Origin of the sequence: Klebsiella sp. MISC125 (assembly GCF_051131775.1) — a bacterium.
Classification (GTDB): domain Bacteria; phylum Pseudomonadota; class Gammaproteobacteria; order Enterobacterales; family Enterobacteriaceae; genus Klebsiella.
The window spans coordinates 3,678,797-3,704,839 of sequence record NZ_CP180448.1 but is presented as its reverse complement, the minus strand read 5'-3'; the positions used below and the strand labels follow the sequence as shown (position 1 = coordinate 3,704,839).

Below are 26,043 nucleotides of genomic sequence, written 5' to 3'. Positions count from 1 at the left end.
TTTGTCGCGTAAGAAAAAACGCTTTCAGGTTGAAAGAGTGGGAGTAACTCGCTCATACTCTTAAGCGAATCCTGTGCATCCGCGTTTATCTGCAGGGGCAGGCCAGAGCACGGTATAAAAATTAATAAGGAATCAGTCATGGCAGAAGAAACGATTTTCAGCAAAATCATTCGCCGGGAGATCCCGTCGGATATTGTTTATCAGGACGAGCTGGTCACCGCTTTTCGCGATATCTCCCCGCAGGCGCCGACCCATATTCTGATCATTCCTAATATCCTGATTCCAACCGTCAACGATGTGACTACGGAGCATGAACTGGCTCTTGGCCGGATGATGACCGTTGCGGCGAAAATTGCCCGCGACGAGGGGCTTGCCGACGATGGCTACCGCCTGATCGTCAATTGCAATCGCCACGGGGGTCAGGAGGTCTACCATATCCACATGCATCTGCTGGGCGGGCGTCCATTAGGTCCAATGCTGGCCCACAAAGGTTAATACCCATGCGCGCAGCCCATTTCGGCGCACTTCTGGCCGCGACGCTCCTGGCTGGATGCAGTTCGCATCCGGAAATACCGGTCAGCGATCAGCAAAGTCTGGTTATGGAATCTAACGTGCTGGCGGCGGGGATTAGCGCTGAAGTACCGACGGTGACCGCCTCAGAGATACAAGCGACGGCGACCACAAGATTATTTAATGAGCGCCAGGTACCGGTGACCGTGCATTATCGCTTTTTCTGGTATGACGCCAGAGGGCTGGAGATGCATCCACTTGAGCCGGCGCGCAGCATAACGGTTCCCGCGCACTCCTCGGTCACGCTTTACGGCAGCGCCAATATTCTGGGGGCGCACAAGGCCCGACTTTATCTTTATCTGTAAGAGGTCATCGTAATGATTAAAATGTGTCGCTATGCACTTGTTACCGCACTGGCGATATTCCTTGCCGGGTGCGTAGGGCCAGGTCAGCAGCCCGCTCCCGTTGAGGAAGCACAGCCAAAACCGCAGCAGCCTGTTCAGCCGCAGCCGACTGTGCCAAGTATTCCTGTGATACCTACGCAGCCAGGCCCAATTGAACATGGCGAGGAGCCAGCGCAACCGGCCCCGCGCGTGCGTCATTATGACTGGAGCAGCGCAGTGCAGCCGATGGTTGGACAAATGCTGCAAGCGGGCGGCGTGACAGCAGGTAGTATCCTGCTGATTGATAGCGTAAACAACCGCACCAACGGCACGTTGAACGCCGCTGAGGCGACAACCGCGTTACACAACGCGCTGGCGGGTAATGGTAAATTTACCCTCGTATCGCAGCAGCAGCTCGGCGTCGCCAAACAGCAGCTTGGCCTGTCGCCACAGGATAGTCTCGGCAGCCGCAGTAAGGCGATGGGTATTGCCCGTACCGTTGGCGCACAGTATGTGCTCTATTCCAACGCGACCGGCAACGTCAACTCGCCTGAGCTGAAAATGCAACTGATGCTGGTGCAAACTGGCGAAATTATCTGGTCAGGTAAAGGTGCGGTTCAGCAACAATAAGCTTACGCGCGACGAAGTGCTGTCGCGCTTTTTTCCTTGCTTTTCACCTGTTGCCGCGCTGACTGAAAACGGTCTGAGCGGCGGCAGTTGTGTCATCAGCGATGGTCGCCAAAGATTGGTTCTGCGCCAGCCGCATGATGTGCAGGCGCCAATCTGTCATTTTCGTCGCCAGTACCATGCGCTCTCCCGTCTCCCTGCTACGCTTGCTCCGGCTCCGCTTTTTTATTCTCCAGCCTGGATGGTGGTGGAATATTTCATCGGTGACGTGGCAAACGCACTGCCGGAGTGTCCGGCGCTTGCGGGGTTACTGTATCATCTGCACCGGCAACCACGCTTTGGCTGGCGTATTACGCTGAGCCCATTGCTTGAGCTTTACTGGCAGCAGTGCGATTCCGCCCGGCGCACGCCGTTATGGTTACGCTGGCATAAGCAACTGTTGCTACGCGGCGAACCTCGGCCGTTGCGTCTCGCGCCATTACATATGGATGTTCACGCGGGCAATATTGTCCATAGCGAGGGTGGGCTGCGGCTTATTGATTGGGAATATGCCGGAGATGGTGATATCGCGCTGGAGCTGGCTGCGGTATGGATTGAGCCCGTGGCGCACCGCCAGCTAGCGTCAGAGTACGCGAGGCTGGCGCATATTGATGAGCTTCAACTATGGCGACAAATACAGCGCTGGCGTCCATGGGTACGTCTGCTGATTGCAGGCTGGTATGAGCGACGCTGGCAACAAACCGGCGATCGACAGTTTATTGCGCTGGCGAATGAGATATGGCGTCAGCTAGAGAAAGAATAAAAAGATAAGAGAGGTATGTGTGGGCCCGGTAATGTTGGATGTCGAAGGTTTTGAACTGGATGCGGAAGAGCGTGAGATTCTGGCGCATCCCTTAGTTGGCGGGCTAATCCTGTTTACCCGCAACTACCACGATCCAGCGCAGTTACGCGAGCTGGTTCGCCAGATCCGCGAGGCTTCTCGCAACCATCTGGTGGTGGCGGTTGACCAGGAAGGCGGTCGCGTGCAGCGTTTCCGCGAGGGTTTTACCCGCTTACCGGCGGCGCAATCCTTTGCCGCGCTGCTCGGCATGGAAGAGGGCGGTAAGCTGGCAGAAGAGGCCGGTTGGCTGATGGCCAGCGAAATGATCGCCATGGATATCGATATTAGCTTTGCGCCGGTGCTGGACGTTGGGCATATCAGCGCCGCCATCGGCGAACGTTCTTATCATGAAGACCCCGACAAAGCGCTGGCGATAGCCCGTCATTTTATTGACGGAATGCACGGTGCGGGAATGAAAACTACCGGTAAGCACTTCCCCGGTCACGGTGCGGTGACCGCAGATTCACACAAAGAGACGCCGCGTGACCCGCGCGCGCAAGCGGAGATTCGCGCTAAAGATATGGCGGTGTTCCGCACGCTTATCACTGAGCAGCGGCTGGATGCCATTATGCCTGCTCACGTTATTTACAGCGACGTTGACCCGCGTCCGGCGAGCGGTTCAGCGCACTGGCTGAAGACGGTTCTGCGCGGTGAACTGGGCTTTGATGGGGTTATTTTCTCTGACGATCTGTCGATGGAAGGAGCGGCGATTATGGGCAGCTATGCCGAGCGTGGGCAGGCATCGCTGGATGCGGGTTGCGATATGATCCTGGTCTGCAATAATCGTAAAGGTGCGGTCAGCGTGCTGGATAACCTGTCGCCGATCAAAACAGAGTGTGTTACGAAATTGTATCATAAAGGTTCTTTTAGTCGTCAGGAGTTAAGGGATTCCGCCCGCTGGAAAACGATAAGCGCGCAGCTCGAACAGCTTCACGAGCGCTGGCAAGAGGCGAAATCCGCGTAATAAACCTGAAAGGCGTTGTTGTCTGGTGAGGATGCGATGATTATCTATTTACATGGTTTTGACTCAAACAGCCCCGGTAACCATGAGAAGGTGCTTCAGCTTCAGTTTATCGACCCTGATGTCCGGTTGATTAGCTACAGCACGCGGCATCCCAAACATGATATGCAGCACTTGTTGAAAGAGGTCGACAAGATGCTACAGCTGAGCGCTGACGATCGCCCGCTCATTTGCGGCGTGGGCCTTGGCGGTTTCTGGGCGGAACGGATTGGTTTTCTTTGTGATATCCGTCAGGCCATTCTGAACCCGAATTTGTTCCCCAATGAAAATATGGAAGGCAAGATTGACCGGCCGGAAGAGTATGCGGATATCGCCACTAAGTGCGTGAATAACTTCCGTGAAAAAAATCGCGATCGTTGCCTGGTCGTGCTCTCGCGTCAGGACGAAGCGCTGAATAGCCAGCGTTCGGCGGATTTGCTGCATCATTACTACGAGATCATCTGGGATGAAGAGCAGACCCACAAGTTTAAAAATATCTCTCCTCATCTTCAGCGAATAAAAGCCTTTAAAACCCTCGGCTGATCCTCCTCCAGCCCGCAGTGTGAAAACACCGCGGGCTTTTTTTATCCAGTTATGCGACTGTGCGCTCAAAAAATATGCGGTAAAACTTGATGCATATCAATTTTGGTATGACCAATGCACCGTTCATGTTATTCTCGATCTCGTTGGATGGTTTCATTGCTGTAACCTGCTGTTAATTAAAGGCTATTGTTATAACTTTTAATTAACAATTGGTTAATAATTTTAGGGGGTTGTGTGACTACACCAATGAAAAAAATAGTGATTGTAGGTGGTGGGGCCGGTGGGCTGGAGCTGGCGACTCAGTTGGGTAAAAAGCTAGGTCGTAATAAAAAAGCCAAAATAACGCTGGTCGATCGCAATCATAGTCACCTGTGGAAACCGCTGCTGCATGAAGTGGCAACCGGTTCACTTGATGAAGGTGTAGATGCGCTGAGCTACCTGGCTCATGCCCGCAACCACGGATTCCAGTTCCAACTGGGCTCGGTGATGGATATCAACCGCGAAGCGAAAACCATCACCCTGGCTGAGGTGCATAATGAAAAAGGCGAACTGCTGGTTGCCGAGCGCAAGCTGCCTTACGACACGCTGGTCATGGCGTTGGGAAGCACTTCTAACGACTTCAACACCCCTGGCGTAAAAGAGAACTGTATTTTCCTCGACAACCCGCATCAGGCGCGCCGTTTCCACCAGGAAATGCTGGATCTGTTCTTGAAGTATTCTGCGAATCTCGGCGCGAACGGCAAAGTGAATATCGCCATCGTCGGCGGCGGCGCGACCGGCGTGGAGCTTTCTGCTGAACTGCACAATGCGGTAAAACAGCTCCACAGCTACGGTTACAAAGGACTGACTAACGAAGCGCTGAACGTGACGCTGGTGGAAGCCGGGGAGCGCATTCTGCCTGCACTGCCGCCGCGCATTTCTGGCGCTGCGCACAGCGAGCTGACCAAGCTTGGCGTTCGCGTGTTGACTAAAACCATGGTCACCAGCGCCGATGCTAACGGTCTGCACACCAAAGACGGTGAATTTATTGACGCTGATCTGATGGTCTGGGCGGCAGGGATTAAAGCACCGGACTTTATGAAAGAGATTGGTGGTCTGGAAACTAACCGCATCAACCAACTGGTGGTTGAGCCGACGCTGCAGACCACGCGCGATCAGGACATCTACGCAATCGGCGACTGCGCTTCCTGCGCCCGTCCGGAAGGTGGTTTTGTGCCGCCGCGCGCCCAGGCAGCACACCAGATGGCGAGCTGCGCCCTGCACAATATTCTGGCGCAAATGAAAGGCAAACCGCTGAAATCTTATACCTATAAAGATCACGGTTCGCTGGTATCGCTCTCTAACTATTCCACCGTCGGAAGCCTGATGGGCAACCTGATGCGCGGTTCTATGATGATCGAAGGGCGCATCGCGCGTTTCGTGTACATCTCTCTGTACCGTATGCACCAGATTGCGCTGCACGGCTACTTTAAAACCGGCCTGATGATGCTGGTTGGCCGTATCAACCGTATTATTCGTCCGCGTCTGAAGCTGCATTAATGACCGACGGGCGGCAGAACCTGATGGTTTTGCCGCCCGATTTATACCCGTCATACTTCAAGTTGCTTGTGCGTTGGCTACGCTCGTTCGCCCGAATCACTTACTTGAGTAAGCTCATCGGGACTTTCTCACTTGCCGCCTTCCTGCAACTCGAATTATTTAGGGTATATTTATAGCTCAATTCCAGAATATCCTTCTGCCTTATCCGCTAAATCTTCTCGGATTCCTCTGAATCCTGCTATTTTCCTGTATTTTTAATCCGCTTCTTATTTGCAAGCCCTGTGTCCCGATCGCAGAATTACAGGCAATAGCAATGAAGGAGGATCTCCCGTGAATAAATCGATGTTGGCGGGTATAGGAATTGGCGTGGCCGCCGCGCTGGGCGTTGCAGCCGTTGCCGGTCTTAACGTGTTAGATCGTGGCCCACAATATGCGCAGGTGGTGTCCAGTACGCCGATAAAAGAGAGCGTTAAAACGCCACGCCAGGAGTGCCGAAACGTCACCGTGACCCATCGTCGCCCGGTGCAGGATGAAAACCGTATCGCGGGTTCCGTATTAGGTGCAGTCGCCGGTGGCGTTATTGGCCATCAGTTTGGCGGCGGACGCGGTCGTGATGTTGCTACCGTGGTCGGTGCGCTGGGCGGCGGCTACGCCGGTAACCAGATACAGGGATCGATGCAGGAAGGGGATACCTACACCACTACCCAGCAGCGCTGTAAAACGGTGTACGACAAATCGGAAAAAATGCTCGGTTATGACGTCACTTATAAAATCGGCGACCAGCAGGGTAAAATCCGCATGGATCGCGACCCCGGAACGCAAATTCCGCTGGACGGTAATGGCCAGCTGATTCTGACTAATAAAGCGTAAAAAAGATGTTTATTTCTATTAGCCCCTCAGTCTGAGGGGCTTTTTTATCAGAAGCTCAGTGCGTAGTTCAGGCCAAAGGTGCGACCGCGTCCTTTGTACTCATATAAAGAGCTGCTGCCGTAGGTTGGGCTGTAAAGCAGCGGTGCGCGCTGGCCCCAGATGGTGACATAGTCTTCATTGAGCAGGTTTTCGATGCTGAAGGTTAGCTTGCCGAGAGGAAGCGCGTAGCTGCCGATAAAGTCCACGGTGTTATAGCCATCGAGCTTATTGCCGCTGGCATCGCTGATATCAAACACCTGTTGGCTTTGTACCCGTAGCGACCATGGTTCCGGCGCCCAGCCGACCCAGGCGGTGGCTTTTGAAGGCGACGCGAGCGTAACATCCCATTTTTTCCAGCTGCCCTCACTCTTCACCTGAGATTTCAGTACGTTAAAGTTGGCCCCGGCGCTCCAGTCGCTATCAGGGAAGAAGTAGTCTACCGCTCCCTCAAGTCCATAAATACGGCGCTTGTCAGACTCGACGTCGATAGTCATATCGGTACGGTTAACGACGATGGTCTTATCCGAGGTGGAGTAGTAAGCCGCCAACTGAGTGCGAAGATTATCACCGGTGTAGCGCCAGCCGAGCTCGTAAGAGTTGACTTTGATTCCCTGCAACGGTGAATCGCCGACGTTAACGCTTGAAAGCAGAGGCAGATGACCGTTGACCGCCGCGCCATATTTGCCAATGCCGTAATATTTGCCCGGATCCGGCAGCTCAACGCCCTGGGAGAAGTTAAACCAGGTTTGCTGACGGTCGGTAAGGTGGGCAACAATCCCGGCGTTAAATAAGAAGTTGTCGTAATCGGTTTTACCACCCGGAATCGCATCCGCCGAGCTGGCTTTGCCGTTGGCGACATCCTGCTGCTGGGCGTAGCCGACAAAATCATCGACCTTATTTTCCGTCCACTGGTAGCGCACACCGCCGCTAATGCTGAAGATATCGTTCAGGTCATAGCTGGACTGCAGGAAAGGTGCCAGGTTGGTAATGCTGTAGCTCGGATAACGACCGGTAGTATAAATCGACTGATTATTCAGGCCGCCGGAAGGCATCGATTGCCCCAGGTCGAAGAACATCTGGTTGGCGTTGAAGGTTTCGTGATCGGCATCTAGCCCCCAGGTCAGATCCCAGCCGTCCAGCGGCTGGCTATTCAAGGTTATCTTCGCGCCATATTGATCGGTATCCTGCTTTGAGGAAGAGAAGCTGCTGACCTGGCCTTTACTCAGCGTAGGGAAGGGGTAAAAGGTCAGGGATTCATCACGATAGTAGATTTGGCTGACCAGGTTCTGACCAAAGAAGTCAGCATCTGAGTACTGCAAGCTAATCAAGTGGCGTTCGGTGCCGGGGACGCGGTCGGAATTAAGCCCGTCAGTGGTGAAGGCTTTACCGTCGCCGGTCACCGCCGACATATTTTTCCCCAGATACAGTCCGTAGTCGTCTCCCTGACTTTTATAGTATTGCGTGACCAGCTGGAGCTGACGGTTATTGTCAATTTCGATGGTTCCTGTTCCCATCACGTCCAGGCGATCCGAGTGCTGAAGCCCGGTCTGGGTATTATCGAGGACCAGCGCATTGTTGTTGCCGTCATACCAGCCGCCAAAGCGTTGATAGGCTACAGACAAGCGGCCAGATGCGTGGTCGGTTCCACCACTCACCGCCGTCGCGACGCGCTCATCATGATCGTTGCTATTAGCAAAGCCGGTTTTGCCGCCCAGCTCCAGATCGACCTGGCGCTCCTGTTGGCCCTTTTTGGTGACGATATTGATAAGACCGCCGGTACTGCCGCCGCCGTACAGCGATGTTGCCCCGGAGATCACCTCGATGTGCTCAATGTTGAAAGGATCGATAGAGTCGAGCTGACGGCTGTCGGTACGGGAAGAGTTAAGGCGAACGCCGTCAATCAGCACCACGATCGCGCGACCGCGCATATTCATGCCGTAGTTAGTACGTCCCTGGCTGCTGACGTCGATGCCGGGAATCAGCTGTGCCAGGACATCTTTGAACTCTTTACCGCCCTGAACCTGTTGTTCAATTTCCTGGCCTTCGATAACCCAGGTGGTCTGGGCCATTTCAGCGACGGTACGGTGTGTACGGTTGGCGCTGACGATCATGTTGTCATCAGCGGCCCAGGCGGGGAGGGCGGTTGCCAGCAGCAGTGGGTTAAGCACCCAGAGACGCGTTTTCATGCTCATTCCTTTTATGAGTTTACGATATCGTTGTTTTAGTTTTCCGGTACGGGCGCACCGGTTGTTACAAGGTGAAATAAACAGAAATGTTTAAGGCTGAAGTTTGCCCGTATTGATTATTGTTATCAATATCATTTACGTGAAATGTGCAAATAACCTATTGAAATCATTAATTAATGTGTGGGTAAGCAGGGGGGGTGACCGACGGAGGAGCCATCGGTCAAAGAGAGGTTTAGTGCTGAAGAACCTGCGGCCAAAGACGCATCATGGTCTCGGCAATTTGCATGATTTTAGTGAAATCTGCACCTTCGCGGGCGCTGATTGACATGCCCTGCAATACGCAGCTTAAGAACTGCGCCAATTGGCTCACGTCGCCGTCAGACGGAAGTTCGCCGCGCAGCTGCCGCTGCTGTAGAAATTGCGTCAATGCCTGTTCCTGCATGGCATGCCGCGATTTAAGCGTATTGGCGATATCGGTAGACGAGGCCGCCAGCGCTGCAGAGGCGTTGACCATAAAGCAGCCTGCGGGCGTTTCTTTGCTGGTAAAGCAGGTGGCGACAGCGGTGAAGTAATCGCGCAATGCCTGATCGACGGTTTTGCCCTCATCAAACAGCAATGCTTCGTGTTTGGCGGCAAAGCGAGAGATGTAGCGATCCAGCACTGCGCGAAACAGCCCCTCTTTATTCACGAATTCTGCATAGAGCGTTGGCGCTTTTGCGCCCGTCGCCTCTACCAGATCGGCAAGAGAGGTGGCTTCATAGCCGTGCTGCCAGAAGAGTGTCATGGCCTTATCCAGCGCCGCGTCCCTGTCGAACACTTTAGGTCGGCCACGGCTTTTTTTTACGCAACCTTGAACGTCAGTTGTCATGGCGCCGTTGTACCTGTGTTGGTTTGTTGAAAGGGCATTATAAAAATAAACGTCGTGGGCTGCCAGTGATGTTGCTCTAAAAATAAATAATTCATATATGTATGAATTTTAAGTTTTTTATAAATAGTTAAACGGTCGTTATAAAAATGGTTTGACGTGTGATGTGGATCACATTATTATTTACCTATCGATCGTTAAGTTAATTCGTTCGACCCTACAAAAACATTCATCTGCATAGGTATAATAATCATGAAAAACGTTAAAACATTGGCCGTCGCCGCTGTTCTTAGCTCGCTCTCTTTCGCAAGCTTTGCCGCTGTTGAAGTTCAGTCAACCCCGGCAGGCCAGCATAAAATTGGCACCGTTTCCGCTTCCGCCGGGACCAACCTGGGTTCTCTGGAAGATCAGCTGGCGCAAAAGGCTGAAGAAATGGGCGCAAGCTCTTATCGTATTACTTCGGTAACCGGTCCTAACACCCTTCACGGGACTGCGGTTATCTACAAATAATTTTTTGTACCCTGTCATGCCACTGACAAAACGCGGACCTGACCCCTTCAGCAGCCCGCGTTAGCAAGAAATATGTTGTACCCTGTTTGATTATTGCTACAAAAAAACCGCCAGCACGTTTGTGTCAGGCGGTTTTTTTATATCTGCTTTCAGGAGGCTATAGCGACTGCGTGCCGCCACCATGGTGACGCGTCACGTCAACCGGCATACCTGAACGCAGCGTCATTGCGCGCTCCATAACATCCTCATCGGTTAACTGGGTCTGCTTAAAGGCCTGCATGCTGTCGTTAAGCGTAATAGGCAGCGTCTGCGGATCGTCATCAATGTGTTTGGACAGCGGCTGGTGAATTTCAACCAGACGTGTACCGTCCGGCTCGACAGAGGCTTTAATCGGCGTATTGATAATGGTGACCTTAGTGCCCGGCGTTATCTTGCTATACAACGTTTTGATATCGTCATCGCGCAGGCGGATGCAGCCGGAGCTGACGCGCATACCGATGCCGAAATCAGCGTTAGTTCCATGAAGCAGATAGACGCCGCCGTAGGCTGCCAGACGAATGGCGTGGTGGCCCATCGGGTTATCTGGCCCGGCAGGCATGACGGCGGGCAGGTCAATGCCCATTGATTTATAGCGGGCGCGAATATTGGCCGTCGGCGTCCAGGTCGGGTTTGCGCGCTTGTCGGAAACGGTAGTGACCATCGTTGGCGTAATGGTATCGCCGCCCAACTGACCAATGCCGATAGGATAGACGGTGACCTCGCTTTTACCCGGCGGATAGTAGTAGAGGCGCAGCTCGGCAAGGTTAAGGACTAACCCTTCGCGCGGCGCTTCAGGTAACAGGGTTTGTAGCGGAATTGTCAGCACGCTGCCCGCTCGCGGAACGTAAGGATCAACGCCAGGGTTCGCTTGTAGCAGCGCCAGAAAACCGACATTGTACTTTTTGGCAATGGCCTCCAGGGAACCGCCGTTATTTTCGACGACGTGAAACTGATTTTGCCCAACCAGCCGGCTGCCCGGAGGCGGCAGCGGCCAGGTATTGGCGCGGGCGGGTAGCGCCAGCGCGGCGGCGATGGCAATCATCCCCAACCAAATTGAAATACGCGAAAAGCTTTTCATCACGCTAATTCCATATAATGTAAGTGGTTATTTTTATACGTAAAGTCTTGTGCATTATGGCGTAGCGAGTGTTGGGAAGTGCAGGGGGATTGCAAAATGTTTGTAAATTTTGCAGAGCATGTTGGAGGGCCGGGATACGGCGTCCAGGCCGTATCCCTAATACCGCTAAGCGGTGGTGTTTTCTTCCAGTTGACGCATAAACTGACGCACCCAGTCCATCCGCGTTTTACGCTCGGCAAGGTCCTGCATAAACTTCAGCCGCGTCGGGCCATCAAGTCGATAGTGCTGAGGCTGTTTCTGCAATAAACCAATTAGCCACATGGGGTTAACGTGATTCTTCTCGTTAAACTCAACGGTACCGCCTTTTTCGTTGCTCTCCAGTTTGCGGATCCCTAGCTTCTGCGCCTGCTGGCGTAAACGGGCGATATCGAGCAGGTTTCTTGCCGGATCCGGCAGTTGGCCGAAGCGATCGATAAGCTCAACCTTGATCTCCTCCAGCTCGTTTTCATTTTTCGCGCTGGCAATGCGCTTGTAGAACGACAGGCGAGTATTCACGTCCGGGATAAAGTCGTCCGGCAGCAGTGACGGCATCCGCAGCTCAACTTCCGTCTGCTGGCTGGTGAGATCTTCCAGAGAGGGTTCGCGCCCGGCTTTCAGCGCATCGACGGCGTTTTCCAGCAGCTCCATATACAGCGAGAAGCCGATGGTTTCCATCGAACCGCTCTGATCTTCGCCCAGTAGTTCACCCGCGCCGCGAATTTCGAGGTCATGGGTCGCCAGCGCGAACCCAGCGCCGAGATCTTCAAGCGACGCGATAGCCTCAAGGCGTTTTTGCGCATCGGTAGTCATCGCTTTCGGATGCGGCGTCAGCAGCCAGGCATAGGCCTGATGGTGCGAACGACCAACACGACCGCGCAGCTGGTGCAGCTGCGCCAGACCGAAGTGGTCGGCGCGCTCGATAATAATGGTGTTGGCGGTGGGAATGTCGATCCCGGTTTCGATGATGGTGGTGCACACCAGCACGTTAAAGCGCTGGTGGTGGAAATCATTCATCACCCGCTCCAGCTCGCGCTCGCGCATCTGCCCGTGGCCGATGGCGATACGCGCTTCCGGTACCAGCTCTGCCAGCTTGTCTGCCGCTTTCTGGATGTTTTCGACATCATTAAAGAGATAGTAAACCTGGCCGCCGCGCAGCACTTCGCGCAGGATAGCCTCACGCACCACCAGAGCATCATATTCGCGCACAAAGGTTTTGACCGCCAGACGGCGGGCCGGCGGCGTGGCAATGATCGACAGATCGCGCATTCCGCTCATCGCCATATTCAGAGTTCGCGGAATTGGCGTCGCGGTCAGGGTCAGGATATCGACGTCGGCGCGCATTGCCTTGATGCGCTCTTTGTGGCGCACGCCGAATCGGTGCTCTTCATCGACAATCAGCAGGCCAAGATCGCGCAGCTTAACGTCCGGTTGCAGCAGCTTATGGGTGCCGATAAGTATGTCGATTTTTCCTTCAGCGACCTGTTCGAGGATCTGCGCCTGTTCTTTGGCGCTTCTGAAGCGCGAGAGCATCTCGATGCGCACCGGCCAGTTGGCGAAGCGATCGCGGAAGTTATCAAAGTGCTGCTGGGCGAGCAGTGTGGTCGGCACCAGCACCGCCACCTGCTTATGGTTTTCAACCGCCAGAAAAGCGGCGCGCATGGCGACTTCAGTTTTACCAAAGCCCACATCGCCACAGACCAGACGGTCCATTGCCAGCGGCTGGCACATATCGCTTAACACGGCGTTGATGGCCTGCGCTTGATCCGGTGTGGTTTCGAACGGGAAGCCGTCGCAGAATAGCTGGTACTGCTCTTTATCATGTTTAAACGCGTAGCCTGCTTTTGCTGCTCGCTGGGCGTAAATATCCAGCAGCTCGGCGGCCACATCACGCACCTTCTCTGCGGCTTTCTGCCGCGCGCGGGCCCAAACGTCGCCGCCCAGTTTATGCAGCGGCGCGTTCTCTTCCGCGCCACCGGCGTAGCGGCTAATCAGATGCAGCGACGACACCGGCACGTACAGTTTGGCGTCGTTGGCGTAGGTCAGCATCAGGTATTCGCCATTAATGCCGCCCGCTTCAAGGGTGGTCATTCCGGCGTAGCGGCCTACGCCATGCTCAAGATGCACCACCGGCTGGCCAATATGCAGCTCCGCCAGGTTGCGGATCAAGGTGTCCGGGTTAATGGTGCGCCGCGAATCCTGGCGGCGACGGGCAACGCGTTCGCCCAGAAGGTCACTTTCGCAAATCAGCGCTAGGTTACGCTGGCTGTCGATAAAACCATGTTCCGCCGCGCCGATCATCAGGTAGCGGCCATTACCGGTAGCGTCTTCAAGGCGTTGAATATATTTCGGCGCCACCTTAATTCGCGCCAGCATTTCGCCCAGCGTTTCGCGACGGCCTTCGCTTTCCACAGAGAAAATCACTGGCCCGCTGAAGGATTCAAGGAAGCGGCGCAGGTTATCCAGCGGCGCTTTGTTCTGCGCCTGAATTGCCAGTTCGGGTAATGTCTGATAACCGAGGTTGGTATTGGCGGCTTTCTCCGCCAGACGCTCGGTTTTAAGCTGCACGCGCGGCCATTTTTTTAGCTCGCTAAACAGCTCATCGCTACGCAGCCATAGCATCTCAGGTGGCAGAAGAGGGCGCATCGGGTCGACGCCGCGATTTTCAAAGCGGGCGCGGGTTTCATTCTGAAATCGTTCGGCGCTGGCCTCCAGATCGCCAGTATTCACAATCAGCGTTTTAGCCGGGAAATAGCTGAACAGCGGCGGTAGCGGCTCGTTAAAAAACAGCGGCTGCCAGTATTCGATCCCCGCTGGCAGCGTGCCTTTACTGACCTGCTGATAAATATGTTCGGCGTCGCGTTTCACGTCGAAGCGGTCGCGCCATTGGCTGCGGAAGAGTTCGATAGCGGCCTGGTCAATCGGAAATTCATGCGCAGGTAGCAAATTAATGGCGGCGACTTCTTCCAGCGTGCGCTGGCTGTCGACGTCGAACAGACGCAGGCTGTCGATTTCGTCATCAAAAAAGTCAAGGCGATAAGGCTGCTCGCTACCCATTGGGTACAGGTCAAGCAGCGCCCCGCGCGTGGCGTATTCACCGTGCTCCATCACCTGATCGACATGGCGATAACCGGCGCTATCGAGCTGCGAGCGCAGCGCATCCCGTGACAGACGCTGGCCTTTTTTCATCACCAACGCATGACCATGAAGGAAATTATGCGGGCAGACGCGCTGCATCAGGGTGCTGACCGGAACGATCAGCACGCCGCGTTCCATAGTCGGAAGCTGATAAAGGGTGGCGAGACGGGAAGAGATAATATCCTGGTGCGGCGAGAAGCTGTCGTAGGGGAGCGTTTCCCAGTCCGCCAGGCCTGCCACCATGCTGTCGGTAAACTGCCTGATTTCATCATTCAGCCGCAGAGCGTTTTGCATGTCCGGGGCGATAAGGATCACCGGTCCGGCATGACGCTCGGCCATTTCTGCCACCAGCGTCGCGCAGGCCGCGCCGGTAAGTTCGCCAAGCTGGCGCTGATCGCCGGCTTTGACCGGCAGAGAGTATCGGTTTTGTTCAGGCATAGACGGTATCATAATCTCTTGGGGATTCGCTCTGCCGATATGGAGGGCAACTCGCTGATATTCAATAGTGTGATTATCCGCGATCGACCTGGATTCGCCAACCCGTATCGCAAATGTCATGTTTTGGGCAAAAATGTAACGGACTCTGATAAGCGTAAAGATAAATAAGGACTTACTTATCTATGTGGCTGTTTATATTGGATTTTTAATGGGTTTGCTAATAAAATCGTCAGGTTTCAGACATTTACGCTGCTCATAATCGCTTATATACTCGGGCATCGGCTTCAGCAATCAGATGGATTACATGTATCAACCTGCCGCACTCTTTATTGGCCTTCGCTATATGCGCGGGCGCGCAGCTGACCGCTTCGGTCGTTTCGTCTCCTGGCTCTCGACCATTGGCATTACGCTTGGCGTAATGGCGCTGGTTACCGTGCTTTCGGTGATGAACGGCTTTGAACGCGAACTGCAAAACAACATCCTGGGGCTGATGCCACAGGCCATTCTTAGCGCCCAGCAAGGGTCCATCGATCCGCAAAAGCTGCCGGAAAGCGCGGTGAAGTTACAGGGCGTCACCCGGATTGCGCCGCTGACGACCGGCGATGTGGTGCTGCAAAGCGCCCGCAGCGTGGCGGTTGGCGTAATACTGGGTATCGACCCGGCGCAGAAAGATCCTCTGACGCCATACCTGGTGAACGTCAAGCAAAGCGATCTGCAACCTGGAAAATACAACGTGATTATCGGCGAGCAGTTGGCCGGACAACTGGGGGTTAATCGCGGCGATCAGATCCGCGTGATGGTCCCCTCCGCCAGCCAGTTCACTCCGATGGGGCGGGTTCCCAGCCAGCGTCTGTTTAACGTGATCGGCACCTTTGCTGCCAGTAGTGAAGTCGATGGCTATCAGATGTTGACCAACATTGACGATGCTTCTCGCCTGATGCGCTACCCGCTGGGCAATATTACCGGCTGGCGTCTCTGGCTGAGTCAGCCTTTGCAGGTTGATACCCTCAGTCAACAAACGCTGCCGGAAGGCACTAAATGGCAGGACTGGCGCGAGCGTAAAGGCGAGCTGTTCCAGGCCGTGCGGATGGAAAAAAATATGATGGGCCTGCTGCTGAGCCTGATTATCGCCGTCGCCGCCTTCAATATCATCACCTCTCTGGGGATGATGGTGATGGAGAAACAGGGTGAGGTGGCAATTTTGCAGACTCTCGGGCTCACGCCGCGGCAAATCATGCTGGTCTTTATGGTCCAGGGGGCCAGCGCCGGGATTGTCGGTGCGCTGCTGGGGGCCGGGCTGGGCGCACTGCTCGCCAGCCAGCTGAATAATTTAATGCCGATTATCGGCGCGTTCCTTGATGGCGCCGCGCTGCCGGTAGCCATTGAGCCGCTGCAGGTGATTTCCATCGCCCTGGTGGCGATGGTGCTGGCATTACTCTCTACGTTGTATCCTTCATGGCGCGCTGCCGCCACTCAACCCGCTGAGGCTTTACGTTATGAATAAGATCCTGCTGCAATGCGACAACCTGTGCAAACGCTATCAGGAAGGCACTGTGCAAACCGACGTATTGCACGATGTCAGCTTCAGCATTGAAGAGGGCGAGATGATGGCGATTGTCGGTACCTCCGGTTCCGGCAAGAGTACGCTGCTGCATCTGCTGGGTGGGCTGGATACGCCGACCTCCGGCGACGTTATTTTTTCCGGTCAATCGATGAGCCAGCTTTCTGCCGCAGCTCGTGCCGACCTGCGTAACCGCGAGCTGGGCTTTATTTATCAATTCCACCACCTGCTGCCGGATTTCACCGCCCTGGAAAACGTAGCGATGCCGCTGCTGATTGGTAAACAGAAGGCGGCGGATATTGAACGCCAGGCCAAAGCGATGCTGCGCGCAGTTGGGCTTGAGCATCGAAGTGACCACCGCCCGTCGGAGCTTTCCGGCGGCGAGCGTCAGCGCGTAGCGATTGCCCGTGCGCTGGTCAATAAACCGCGTCTGGTGCTGGCGGATGAGCCTACCGGTAACCTCGATGCCCGCAACGCCGACAGCATTTTCCAGCTTCTCGGCGAGCTGAACGTGGCCCAGCGCACTGCATTTCTGGTGGTCACCCATGACCTGCAGCTGGCAAAACGTATGAACCGCCAGCTGGAGATGCGCGATGGACACTTGACCGCTGAACTCTCCCTGATGGGGGCCGAGTAATGGCTTCTCCGTTATCGTTATTGATTGCCCTGCGTTTTAGCCGCGGGCGGCGACGCGGCGGGATGGTGTCGCTGATTTCGGTTATCTCAACCATCGGCATTGCGCTGGGGGTGGCGGTGTTAATCGTCGGCCTGAGCGCGATGAACGGCTTTGAACGCGAACTCAATAACCGCATTCTGGCGGTGGTCCCACATGGTGAAATTGAGCCGGTAAACCAGCCGTGGAACAACTGGAACGATGCGCTGACGAAGGTTGAAAAGGTCAAAGGCATCGTTGCCGCCGCGCCCTATATTAACTTCACCGGGCTGGTGGAGAGCGGCAGCAATATGCGGGCGATTCAGGTGAAGGGCGTCGACCCGCTGCAGGAGAGTCGTCTCAGCTCATTGCCAACGTTTGTGCAGAATAACGCCTGGGCCAGCTTCAAGGCCGGTGAGCAGCAGGTGATCCTCGGTAAGGGCGTTGCCGACGCGCTGCACGTTAAGCAGGGCGATTGGGTCTCGATCATGATCCCTAACTCCGATGCCGATCACCAACTGTTGCAACCCAAGCGCGTCAGGCTTCACGTCACCGGCATTTTGCAGCTCAGCGGTCAGCTCGATCATAGTTTTGCCATGATCCCAATGCAGGATGCGCAGCAGTATCTGGATATGGGCAGCAGCGTGACCGGTATCGCGCTTAAAGTGAACGATGTGTTTCATGCGAATACCCTGGTGCGCGACGCGGGTGAAGTGACCAACAGCTACGTTTATATCAAGAGCTGGATTGGCACCTACGGCTATATGTATCGCGACATTCAGATGATCCGCGCCATTATGTATCTGGCGATGGTGCTGGTGATCGGCGTGGCCTGCTTTAACATCGTCTCGACGCTGGTGATGGCGGTGAAGGATAAAAGCGGCGATATTGCGGTGCTGCGCACGCTTGGCGCAAAAGACGGCCTGATCCGCGCGATTTTCGTATGGTATGGTTTACTTGCCGGTTCGGTAGGGAGCCTGATTGGGGTGGCGATTGGCGTTATCTGTGCGTTCAAGTTGACCTCGATTATTAACGGGATTGAGGATCTGATCGGGCATAAATTCCTCTCCGGCGACATCTATTTTATTGACTTCCTGCCGTCTGAACTGCACTGGCTGGACGTCGTTTACGTGCTGGTGACGGCACTGTTGCTGAGTTTGCTGGCCAGCTGGTATCCCGCCCGCCGCGCCAGCCGCATTGACCCGGCGAGGGTGCTGAGTGGCCAGTAATTTATCGTCATGATCGGCTTTGCCGATGCATCAAGAGGAATTGCTGAAATGTACTACGGATTTGACATTGGCGGCAGCAAGATAGCGCTGGGCGTATTTGATAAAGAGCGGCGATTGCAGTGGGAAAAACGCATCGCCACGCCGAAAGATAGCTACGAGGCCTTTTTACTGGCGGTGGAAGAACTGGTTCAGGAAGCCGATCAGCGTTTTGGCTGCAAGGGCTCTGTGGGAATTGGTATTCCGGGAATGCCGGAAACAGAGGACGGCACGCTGTATGCCGCCAACGTTCCCGCTGCCAGCGGCAGGCGACTGCGGGCGGATCTGAGCGAACGTCTGGGGCGCGACGTGCGCCTTGATAACGACGCTAACTGTTTTGCGCTCTCCGAAGCGTGGGACGATGAGTTTACGCAGTATCCGCTGGTGATGGGGATGATCCTCGGCACTGGCGTCGGCGGTGGTCTGGTGCTCAACGGCAAATCGATTACCGGACATCGCTATATTACCGGCGAGTTCGGCCATATCCGCCTGCCGGTGGATGCGCTGGAAGTGGTGGGCCGTGATTTTCCGCTGACCCGCTGCGGTTGCGGCCAGCTTGGCTGCATCGAAAATTACCTTTCCGGTCGTGGATTTGCCTGGCTGTATGAACATTTTTATCAACAATCCTTAACTTCGCCGGAAATCGTTGCGCTCTGGCAGCAGGGCGATGCGAAAGCGCGTGAGCATGTCGAGCGCTATCTCGATCTGCTGGCGGTGTGCCTGGGCAATATTTTAACCATCGTTGACCCGGATCTGCTGGTGCTTGGCGGAGGATTGTCTAACTTTACGGCAATAACCGAAGGGCTGGCGCAGCGTCTGCCGCGACATCTGCTCCCTGTCGCCAGCGTGCCGCGAATTGAGCGTGCACGTCATGGTGATGCCGGAGGTATGCGCGGTGCGGCCTTCCTTCATCTGACTCATTAATTACAGAGGTAGCTATGCAGTCGCGCCGCTTACATCGATTAAGCCGATTTCGCCGCAACAAACGCCGGTTACGTGACCGTCTGCGTCAGCGGATTTTCTTCGGTGATGATAAGGAGAACTCTGAGACGATGGAAAAACCAAGAGTCGTGGTGTTAACCGGCGCGGGCATTTCGGCGGAGTCGGGAATTAGAACTTTCCGCGCCGCCGATGGCCTGTGGGAAGAGCACCGGGTAGAAGACGTGGCGACGCCGGAAGGTTTCTCCCGTAATCCAGAACTGGTGCAGTCGTTTTACAACGACCGTCGTCGCCAGCTGCAAAGCCCGGATATCGCACCCAATGCGGCGCATCAGGCGCTGGCGCGGCTGGAAGAAGCTTTGGGCGATCATTTTCTGCTGGTTACTCAGAATATCGATAACCTGCACGAGCGTGCGGGTAATCATCGGGTGATACATATGCACGGTGAGCTGCTGAAGGTGCGCTGTTCGTGGAGCGGGCAGGTGCTGGAGTGGACCGGCGATGTGACGACGGAAGACAAATGCCACTGCTGCCAGTTCCCCGCGCCGCTGCGCCCGCACGTCGTGTGGTTTGGTGAAATGCCGCTGGATATGGATGAGATCTACCTGGCGCTGGCCGAATGCGATATTTTTATCGCCATCGGCACCTCCGGGCACGTTTATCCGGCGGCAGGGTTTGTTCATGAAGCGCGGCTACAGGGCGCGCATACGGTGGAGCTAAACCTTGAGCCAAGCCAGGTGGGCAGTGAATTTGCTGAAAAACACTATGGCCTGGCAAGCGTAGTCGTGCCGGAGTTTATCGACAAGCTGTTGAAGGGTTTTTAACGCTGCGGCTTTCTGCTGCTGGCGCGAACTTTCAGGCTGGAGGGCAGCTCAATGGCGCTCTCCAGCGTATTTCCTGCCAGCAAATCCAGCAGCGTTTTACCAGCAATCGTACCCGCTTCACTCCACGGAAACTCTACCGCAGTTAACGCAGGTGAGCAGACTGCCGCCAGCGTACCGCCGCTCAGGCTGGCCAGCGCCAGCGTATCCGGTACCTTAATCCCCGCGTTATGACAGGCCATAATACAGCCGCAGGCCAGTTCGTCTGAGGTACAGATCAGCGCATCCAGTTCGGGCCAGGTGATGCGAATATCGTTCAACAGATTGAAGCCGGTGGTGATCCCTGAAGGTAAATGCGGCGTCACTACCCGATGCGGAGAGTAGTTGATCGAAAGCATCCCGCTATTCCAGCCGCTCAATACCTGCCTGAACATCATGTTGTTCGACGCCGTACAGAGTAATCCGAGATTCTTATAGCCCGCCTGCGCCAGCGAAGTGACCAGTTTTTTTAATGCGGCGGAGTAGTCCACCCCAATGCTGACGCCGGTCGTCTCGTGGTTAATCGCGCCGATTTCTACCACCGGTATACCAGCATTTATCAGCATCTGCGCACAGCTATCGATGTTATCGATATTGAATTGAACGATCGCCGCCGGATTATAGGCCAACATCTGCTGAAAGGCCTTTTCCTCGCTTTGTCCGCCCTGGCCGGATTCGATAAACATCATCGTATAGCCTCGCGATGCGAGGACGGTTTGCAGCGTTTCTGAGGCGGCGATAAAACCGGGCGATGAAAATGAGGGGACGACGCCCATCACCAGCGTTGAATCAGCAGAGGCCAGGCTGCGCGCCTGTAAATTGGGCACATAGCCGAGTTCGCTGACTGCGGCCTCAATGCGCGTGCGCAGCTCCGGGTTGACCTTTTCAGGCATGCGTAACGCGCGGGATACGGTCATGGTACTGACGCCCACCAGCTTTGCGACTTCCGCCAGCGTGATTTTGCCGGTGTTCTTTCTGCGTTTTTCTTTTGCGCCGTCATCCGCTTGTAACGTCTGCACTGATTTCCTCCTGTTTACCCAATCGCCCGGGCCTATTGTAAATGATGGCGGGCGACCAGGGCACTACTAATGCTCATTCCTACAGTCACCATCAGTATGGTTAACAAAGTTAGCGGTAACAAGTATTTTAACATTTTATCGTGTTAGCGCTAACTTTGAGATGCAGATCACGGTAAGCCACGAAAGTATTCCACTATAGTAGGCCCATATTGAAATAGAGCGGGGGATTTATGATTTCTACCTGGTTAACAGAAAAGAAGATTCAAATAGTGGATAGCGTTAGCGACTGGAAACAGGCCGTGGCTATTTCTGCGCAGCCACTGTTAGCTGATGAATCAATTAATGAACATTATATTGAAGCTATTTTTCGTAGTCATGAGGAATTAGGCCCGTATTATGTTCTGGCTCCCGGTCTGGCAATGCCTCATGCTCGTCCGGAGCAGGGTGCTAAAAAAAATGGATTATCTTTACTGCATATTAAAGAGGGTGTTTCTTTTGATGCTGATGAAAACGATCCTATCTATGTCGTGATTATGCTATGCGCAGTTTCTGGTGATGAGCACATCCGCATGATAACCGCCCTGGCGGAAATTTTCTGCGATGAGACACGTCTGGAAAGTCTGCTTAATGCATCGACGATTGAAGAAATTAACAGTGTTATCAATGAATAATGAGGTTGGTCATGAAAAAAATCCTGATTGTTTGCGGTAATGGTTTAGGCAGTAGCTTCATTGTAGAAATGAATGTCAAAAAAATCATTGCCGAGCTAGGCAAAGAGGCGGAGGTATCACATACCGATCTCACCTCGGCAAAAAGCGAATCTGCAGATATTATTTTGAGCGCTAAAGATATTGCTGAGCATCTGTCCGGACATTCCGCTCAGGTCTTTGGTTTAAATAATCTGCTGGATAATAACAAAATTAAAGAAATCCTGGTTGATAACCTTTAATTAATTCCTTGCGGCCCTACGGAGTCATTCTATGCTGCAGTTTATTATTCATGATGTGCTTGGCACACCAGCGATACTGGTCGGTCTTTTTTCTTTAATCGGTTTGTTATTACAGAAAAAAGCTATTTCTGATGTTATTTCCGGAACCCTGAAAACGATTATGGGTTTCGTGATATTAACATCCGGTGCGGCGATTATCGCCACCACGTTAACAACCTTCAGCCAGCTGTTTGAACACTCATTCCATATTCAGGGCGTGGTACCCAACACCGATGCGATGGCCGCGCTGGCGCAAAAGAACTACGGTACGGCGACCGCGATGATTATGGTGCTGGGGATGCTGTTTAACATCGTGCTGGCACGCATCACCCCGCTGAAATACATCTTTTTGACCGGTCACCACACATTGTATATGTCGGCGATGCTGGCGGTAATCCTTTCCGTTGGCGGCCTGTCTCCTTTCTGGGTTGTTGCTCTCGGCGCGGTGATCCTCGGCGCTATGATGGTGATTTCCCCGGCAATCCTGCAACCGTTTACCCGCAAAATTACCGGGACTGACGATCTGGCGCTGGGCCACTTTGGCTCCACTGGCTATCTGCTGTCGGCGCTGGTCGGCAAAGCGGTAGGCAAGGGCAGTCCGTCGATTGAAGAACTGAAGGTTCCTAAATCGCTGAACTTCCTGCGTGACTCATCGGTAGCCATCTCGCTGACCATGATGATTCTGTTCCTGATTCTGGTTCTGGTGGCAGGGAAATCGTTTGTTGAAACCAGCATCAGCGGTGGTCAGAACTTCATTATCTTCGCCATTATTCAGTCGCTGACCTTTGCCGCCGGGGTATGGATCATTCTTGCGGGTGTGCGCATGGTGATCGCCGAAATCGTCCCAGCCTTTAAAGGTATCGCCGATAAACTGGTTAAGGACGCTAAACCGGCGCTCGATTGCCCAACGGTATTCCCGTTCGCGCCGAATGCGGTCATCGTTGGCTTCTTATCAAGCTTTGCCGCCGGTCTGGTAAGCATGTTCCTGTGCCCGCTGTTTGGCCTGAGCGTAATAGTTCCCGGCCTGGTCCCGCATTTCTTCTGCGGCGCAACGGCGGGCGTGTACGGCAATATCTGCGGCGGCCGCCGAGGCGCCATCGCTGGCGCGTTTGCGCAAGGATTACTGATTTCTTTCTTACCGGCCATTCTTCTGCCGCTGATGGGCGACCTGGGCTTTGCATCCACCACCTTCGGAGATGCGGATTTCGGCGTGGTCGGCATCGTGCTCGGACACGTTGTGGCCTGGTTTAATTAATTGATTTTTTTGGAGATGGGGTATGGCAGCTAAATTTTCGCCCTCGTTGATGTGCATGGATTTAACCCAGTTCAGAGAGCAGATTACGGCGATGAACGGCAGAGCGGACTTCTATCACGTCGACATTATGGACGGCAACTACGTCAGAAACATCACGCTGTCGCCGTTCTTTATCGAGAATCTGAAAAAGATAACCGATGTGCCTGTTGATGTGCATTTGATGGTGAACCACCCGGAAGATATTATTCCGATGTGTCTTGAGGCAGGGGCGGACATTATCAGCTTCCATCCTGAGACGGCGAATAACAAAATCTTTCGTTTACTGAACCAGATTAAAGATGCAGGCCGCCGCTGTGGCGTGGTGCTGAACCCGGCGACGCCAGCGGAAGCTATTAAAGAGTACGCGCATCTGCTCGATAAAGTGACGGTGATGTCGGTGGATCCGGGTTATGCCGGGCAGAAATTTATCCCGGAATCGCTGAATAAGATTAAACAGCTGATTGCCATGCGCGAAGAGAACGGCTGGCATTATCTGACGGAGATCGATGGCTCCTGCAATGAGAAGACCTTCGGAGTGATAGCTCAAACAGGCGTTGATGTCTTTATCGTCGGCACATCCGGGCTATTTTCTCTGGCGGAAGACGTGGGAGATGCCTGGGATAATATGATGACTATCTTCGAGCGTGAGGTCAGCGCATAAAATTTACAGCATCCTCAACCGGCACGTAGATATACGTTTAAGCAGAGGTCTATTTAACCGGTCCGGCTTTCTGTTTTCCCGAATGGCAACAGTGGCGTTGAGGATGCTGTAACCCTTCTCTTTGCTTCCTGATATTCGTCGAGTTGCAGCCATAATGGTTTTGTTAGCCCCGGGGCGGGGAGGGCTACAGGGCTTGCGTTGTCGGGTAGCGCCGCACTCCGGGGAGTGCGATTATTGCTTAAGGGCGCCGCGGCGCCCTTTTTTATAACGCTTTCTGCATGTTAATCACTGCCCGGGCATTTGATGCGCTGGTAGCCAGCACATCTATTACGCCGGTGCGCAGCGCGCCAAGAATGGCCGTTGATTTAGTGCTTTCCGAAGCAATAGCAATCACGCAGGGGATGGTGCGCAGTTGTTCAAGGCTCAGGCCAATAACCCGATCATTCATTACCGTATCAACCGGCGTGCCCTGAATATTGAAAAAGCTATAGCCCGCGAGATCGCCCACCACGCCCTGTTCCTGACGAGCGGTGGCTATCTCCTGCGGTGAGAACCAGCCCAACTGCACCATAAAGCTGTTTTCGTTCATATCGCCGAGGCCAATAATGGCAACGTCCGCCTTGCTGGCCTGTTCGAGCGTAGCTTTAATCAGCCGGTTTTGCATAAACGCTGAACGCAGTTCCGGGGTTTCGACGTAGGCTGGAGCGTACAGCGTTTCGCTAAAGCCGTTAAATTTGCGCGCCAGGTTTCGACTGATGTGATCGGCATCGATCAGCTGGTTATCGCGCTTGGTTCCGCCGATACCGCAAATAAAGCGGCAGTTGCGTTCCGGGAAAATCCCCACATGGTTAGCGACGGCGGCGACGTTGCGCCCCTGGCCAACGGTCACGGTCATATCATTTTTGAGGATCCCGGCCAGATAGTTGCTGACCAGCGCCGCCACCTGCTGGCGCTGTTCGTCCTCGTCGTGATGGTCTAAGGCGATAAGCGCACGTTTGATCCCGAAATGAGAAATAAACTGCTGCTCTATCTGCGAGCTGAAGACCGGATGATATTTCACGCTGATCTCGACAATCCCTTCGTGACGGGCTTTCTTCAGCAAACGACCGACCTTAATGCGCGAGATACCAAAGCGCTTTGCAATCTCTTCCTGGGTTTGTTCCTGATCGTAATAAGCCACGGCAATTTCTGTCAGCAGCGCATAATCTGAGTCTTGTTCAGTCATAGTTATCGCCCGGTGTTTCCATCTTTGATGTCTCCCTAATACTACTGCGCCTGAAGAATAAATTCCTCTGTAACGCGTTGAACAATGTCGCAATAGCCGTTGGCATCCCATGCCGAACGACCAATAAACAGCCCATTGATATCATCCTGAAGGAGTAGTTCTACGGCATTTTGCCGATTGACGCTACCGCCATACAGCAGGGGAATGCGCTGTCCGGTCTCTGTGCCGAAGGTTTCACACAATGCCTGACGAAGTGCCCGGTGGATATCTGCGGCCTGTTCCGGCGTCGCTGGGGTGCCGTGTTCGCCAATGGCCCATACCGGCTCGTAGGCGACCAGAGTTTGTAAAACCTGTTCTTCGCTTAAACCATACAGGGCGATTTTCATCTGTCGTACCACGGTTTCTCGCGATACCTGCCAGCGCTTCTCGTCGGCGCTGTCGCCAATGCAGATAAGCGGCCGCAAACCGTGGCGCAGGGCGCTATGCACCTTTTGGTTAATGGCGGCATCGGTTTCATTAAATGCGCCCCGGCGTTCAGAATGGCCAAGTTCGACCAGGGTTGCGCCGGTTTCAGCCAGCATGGCGGCGGAAATTTCACCTGTCCAGGCGCCGTTTTCCGCTTCATGCATGTTCTGTGCCCCGGTCAGACAAGGGATTTGGTGCTGCTGGAGATACTGACTAACCGGATGAATAGCGGTAAAGGGAGGGATAACAAACGGCTGAATTTTCGGATGTAAAACCTCCGGTAGCCGCTCTGTCAGCGTTTCACACCAGGCCATGGCCTGAGACAACGGCTTGTTCATTTTCCAGCTGGTTCCTAACCAGATTTGTTCCATTGTTATTCTCCATAATAGATAAATCAATAGCTTGTAGTGAAAGTGAGTTCGCGTAGTAGTGA

Annotated in this window: 25 protein-coding genes; 18 read left to right on the top strand and 7 right to left on the bottom strand. The window is 54.1% G+C overall.

The window, feature by feature from the left end; genetic code table 11:
• Positions 1-138: 138 nt before the first annotated feature.
• From hinT to ACMYSL_RS17550, 8 genes are all read left to right on the top strand, one after another.
• Entirely contained in the window at positions 139-495 is a 357-nt protein-coding gene (gene hinT / locus ACMYSL_RS17585; protein ID WP_041144975.1) for a purine nucleoside phosphoramidase, read from the top strand.
• Positions 496-500: 5 nt separating this feature from the next.
• Positions 501-875, top strand: a complete 375-nt coding sequence (locus ACMYSL_RS17580) for a YcfL family protein (RefSeq protein ID WP_181482679.1) — start codon at positions 501-503, stop codon at positions 873-875.
• A 21-nt stretch (positions 876-896) separates the two neighbouring features.
• Entirely contained in the window at positions 897-1,523 is a 627-nt protein-coding gene (gene lpoB, locus ACMYSL_RS17575; protein ID WP_167492879.1) for a penicillin-binding protein activator LpoB, read from the top strand.
• The gene (thiK, locus tag ACMYSL_RS17570; protein ID WP_434659220.1) at positions 1,504-2,322 is read left to right on the top strand and encodes a thiamine kinase; all 819 of its coding nucleotides are present in this window, start codon (positions 1,504-1,506) and stop codon (positions 2,320-2,322) included. Before lpoB ends, thiK begins: the two co-directional genes overlap by 20 nt.
• A gap of 31 nt (positions 2,323-2,353) precedes the next feature.
• On the top strand, positions 2,354-3,364 hold the full coding sequence (gene nagZ / locus ACMYSL_RS17565) for a beta-N-acetylhexosaminidase (protein WP_304258150.1): 1,011 nt from the start codon (positions 2,354-2,356) through the stop codon (positions 3,362-3,364).
• Positions 3,365-3,400: 36 nt separating this feature from the next.
• Positions 3,401-3,943, top strand: a complete 543-nt coding sequence (ycfP, locus tag ACMYSL_RS17560) for an alpha/beta hydrolase YcfP (protein ID WP_112216810.1) — start codon at positions 3,401-3,403, stop codon at positions 3,941-3,943.
• A gap of 234 nt (positions 3,944-4,177) precedes the next feature.
• Positions 4,178-5,482, top strand: a complete 1,305-nt coding sequence (locus ACMYSL_RS17555; RefSeq protein WP_142512420.1) for an NAD(P)/FAD-dependent oxidoreductase — start codon at positions 4,178-4,180, stop codon at positions 5,480-5,482.
• 330 nt (positions 5,483-5,812) lie between these two features.
• The gene (locus tag ACMYSL_RS17550) at positions 5,813-6,352 is read left to right on the top strand and encodes a glycine zipper 2TM domain-containing protein (protein ID WP_112216808.1); all 540 of its coding nucleotides are present in this window, start codon (positions 5,813-5,815) and stop codon (positions 6,350-6,352) included.
• A gap of 47 nt (positions 6,353-6,399) precedes the next feature.
• Here ACMYSL_RS17550 and ACMYSL_RS17545 read toward each other — a convergent pair whose 3' ends face one another.
• Both ACMYSL_RS17545 and ACMYSL_RS17540 read right to left on the bottom strand, forming a co-directional pair.
• Complete coding sequence (locus ACMYSL_RS17545; RefSeq protein ID WP_434659219.1) at positions 6,400-8,577, bottom strand: TonB-dependent siderophore receptor; 2,178 nt, start codon at positions 8,575-8,577, stop codon at positions 6,400-6,402.
• A gap of 232 nt (positions 8,578-8,809) precedes the next feature.
• Positions 8,810-9,445, bottom strand: coding sequence for a TetR/AcrR family transcriptional regulator (locus ACMYSL_RS17540; protein WP_304258159.1), 636 nt, complete (start codon positions 9,443-9,445; stop codon positions 8,810-8,812).
• 249 nt (positions 9,446-9,694) lie between these two features.
• On the opposite strand from ACMYSL_RS17540, the gene bhsA reads away from it, so the two are divergent.
• Positions 9,695-9,952: a multiple stress resistance protein BhsA gene (gene bhsA / locus ACMYSL_RS17535; RefSeq protein ID WP_434659218.1), complete on the top strand. Its 258-nt coding sequence runs from the start codon at positions 9,695-9,697 to the stop codon at positions 9,950-9,952.
• Between the two features lie 157 nt (positions 9,953-10,109).
• Here the strand turns inward: bhsA and ldtC are convergent, their stop codons facing one another.
• Positions 10,110-11,069 (bottom strand): L,D-transpeptidase LdtC, encoded by a 960-nt coding sequence (gene ldtC / locus ACMYSL_RS17530; protein WP_434659217.1) that lies wholly within the window; start codon positions 11,067-11,069, stop codon positions 10,110-10,112.
• A 165-nt stretch (positions 11,070-11,234) separates the two neighbouring features.
• Entirely contained in the window at positions 11,235-14,681 is a 3,447-nt protein-coding gene (mfd, locus tag ACMYSL_RS17525; protein ID WP_434659216.1) for a transcription-repair coupling factor, read from the bottom strand.
• 304 nt (positions 14,682-14,985) lie between these two features.
• Between mfd and lolC the strand changes: the two genes are divergently transcribed.
• Genes lolC through cobB form a run of 5 tightly spaced genes read left to right on the top strand, consistent with a single transcriptional unit; the run spans position 14,986 to position 19,922 of the window.
• Positions 14,986-16,185: a lipoprotein-releasing ABC transporter permease subunit LolC gene (gene lolC, locus ACMYSL_RS17520; RefSeq protein WP_112216803.1), complete on the top strand. Its 1,200-nt coding sequence runs from the start codon at positions 14,986-14,988 to the stop codon at positions 16,183-16,185.
• Positions 16,178-16,879, top strand: a complete 702-nt coding sequence (lolD, locus tag ACMYSL_RS17515; protein WP_182237907.1) for a lipoprotein-releasing ABC transporter ATP-binding protein LolD — start codon at positions 16,178-16,180, stop codon at positions 16,877-16,879. The genes lolC and lolD overlap by 8 nt, the downstream gene beginning before the upstream one ends.
• Positions 16,879-18,123: a lipoprotein-releasing ABC transporter permease subunit LolE gene (lolE, locus tag ACMYSL_RS17510; RefSeq protein WP_434659215.1), complete on the top strand. Its 1,245-nt coding sequence runs from the start codon at positions 16,879-16,881 to the stop codon at positions 18,121-18,123. Before lolD ends, lolE begins: the two co-directional genes overlap by 1 nt.
• 48 nt (positions 18,124-18,171) lie before the next feature.
• Positions 18,172-19,083, top strand: coding sequence for an N-acetylglucosamine kinase (nagK, locus tag ACMYSL_RS17505; protein ID WP_434659214.1), 912 nt, complete (start codon positions 18,172-18,174; stop codon positions 19,081-19,083).
• 14 nt (positions 19,084-19,097) lie between these two features.
• Positions 19,098-19,922: a Sir2 family NAD+-dependent deacetylase gene (gene cobB, locus ACMYSL_RS17500; RefSeq protein WP_434659213.1), complete on the top strand. Its 825-nt coding sequence runs from the start codon at positions 19,098-19,100 to the stop codon at positions 19,920-19,922.
• On the opposite strand, the gene ACMYSL_RS17495 is transcribed toward cobB, so the two are convergent.
• Entirely contained in the window at positions 19,919-20,977 is a 1,059-nt protein-coding gene (locus tag ACMYSL_RS17495; protein ID WP_304258169.1) for a LacI family DNA-binding transcriptional regulator, read from the bottom strand. The genes cobB and ACMYSL_RS17495 overlap by 4 nt on opposite strands.
• 230 nt (positions 20,978-21,207) lie before the next feature.
• On the opposite strand from ACMYSL_RS17495, the gene ACMYSL_RS17490 reads away from it, so the two are divergent.
• The 4 genes from ACMYSL_RS17490 to alsE are packed head-to-tail and all read left to right on the top strand — an operon-like array spanning position 21,208 to position 23,920.
• Entirely contained in the window at positions 21,208-21,648 is a 441-nt protein-coding gene (locus ACMYSL_RS17490) for a PTS sugar transporter subunit IIA (RefSeq protein ID WP_434659212.1), read from the top strand.
• A gap of 11 nt (positions 21,649-21,659) precedes the next feature.
• A complete protein-coding gene (locus ACMYSL_RS17485) occupies positions 21,660-21,926 on the top strand; it encodes a PTS sugar transporter subunit IIB (protein WP_182237919.1) in 267 nt (88 codons plus the stop codon).
• Between the two features lie 31 nt (positions 21,927-21,957).
• The gene (locus ACMYSL_RS17480; RefSeq protein ID WP_434659211.1) at positions 21,958-23,220 is read left to right on the top strand and encodes a PTS ascorbate transporter subunit IIC; all 1,263 of its coding nucleotides are present in this window, start codon (positions 21,958-21,960) and stop codon (positions 23,218-23,220) included.
• A 22-nt stretch (positions 23,221-23,242) separates the two neighbouring features.
• On the top strand, positions 23,243-23,920 hold the full coding sequence (gene alsE / locus ACMYSL_RS17475) for a D-allulose 6-phosphate 3-epimerase (protein ID WP_182237924.1): 678 nt from the start codon (positions 23,243-23,245) through the stop codon (positions 23,918-23,920).
• 262 nt (positions 23,921-24,182) lie between these two features.
• On the opposite strand, the gene ACMYSL_RS17470 is transcribed toward alsE, so the two are convergent.
• Positions 24,183-25,145, bottom strand: a complete 963-nt coding sequence (locus tag ACMYSL_RS17470) for a sugar-binding transcriptional regulator (RefSeq protein ID WP_110277146.1) — start codon at positions 25,143-25,145, stop codon at positions 24,183-24,185.
• A 41-nt stretch (positions 25,146-25,186) separates the two neighbouring features.
• Positions 25,187-25,981: a triose-phosphate isomerase gene (locus ACMYSL_RS17465; protein WP_434659210.1), complete on the bottom strand. Its 795-nt coding sequence runs from the start codon at positions 25,979-25,981 to the stop codon at positions 25,187-25,189.
• Positions 25,982-26,043: the final 62 nt, after the last annotated feature.